Origin of the sequence: Streptomyces sp. BR123 (assembly GCF_013401435.1) — a bacterium.
GTDB lineage: Bacteria > Actinomycetota > Actinomycetes > Streptomycetales > Streptomycetaceae > Streptomyces.
Window position 1 is genome coordinate 1 of the sequence record NZ_JACBGN010000635.1, and the last position, 967, is coordinate 967.

At 73.7% G+C, this 967-nt stretch carries 1 protein-coding gene; it reads left to right on the top strand.

The features are described from left to right. Positions 1-967, top strand: a 967-nt coding sequence (locus HYE82_RS36780) for a polyketide synthase (protein WP_179178563.1), incomplete at both ends; no start/stop codon positions are given.

Below are 967 nucleotides of genomic sequence, written 5' to 3' on the forward strand. Positions count from 1 at the left end.
ATGGACCCGCAGCAGCGTCTGCTGCTGGAGACCACCTGGGAGGCGTTCGAGCGGGCCGGGATCGACCCGGCGAGCGTCCGCGGCAGCCAGGCCGGCGTGTTCGTCGGCACCAACGGCCAGGACTACGACTCGTCCTTCCAGGTCATCCCGGACGGCATCGAGGGGTTCCTCGGCACCGGCAACGCGGCGAGTGTCGTCTCCGGCCGGCTGTCGTACGCGTTCGGGCTGGAAGGCCCGGCCGTGACGGTGGACACCGCCTGCTCGGCGTCGCTGGTGGCGCTGCACTGGGCGATCCAGGCGCTGCGCAACGGCGAGTGCTCCCTGGCGCTGGCCGGCGGCGTGACGGTGATGTCGTCGCCGGGTGCGTACATCGACTTCAGCCGCCAGCGCGGTCTCGCCGCGGACGGCCGCATCAAGGCCTTCGCCGCGGGCGCCGACGGCACCGGCTGGGGCGAGGGCGTCGGCATGCTCCTCGTCGAGCGCCTGTCGGACGCCCGGCGCAACGGCCACCCCGTCCTCGCCCTGGTCCGCGGCTCGGCGATCAACCAGGACGGTGCCAGCAACGGCCTCACCGCCCCCAACGGGCCGTCCCAGCAGCGCGTCATCCGCGCCGCCCTCGCGAACGCGGGCCTGGCGACAACGGATGTCGACGCGGTGGAAGCGCACGGTACGGGCACCCGGCTCGGCGACCCCATCGAGGCGCAGGCCCTGCTCGCCACCTACGGCCAGGACCGCCCGGCCGACCAGCCGCTGCTCCTCGGTTCCATCAAGTCCAACATCGGGCACACGCAGGCGGCTGCCGGTGTCGCCGGTGTGATGAAGATGGTCCTCGCCATGGAGCACGGGGTGCTGCCGCAGACCCTGCACGTGGACGAGCCCACCCCGCACGTCGACTGGCAGGCGGGGGAGATCGCGCTGCTGACCGAGCAGCGGGCGTGGCCGGAGACCGGCCGTCCGCGGCGGGCCG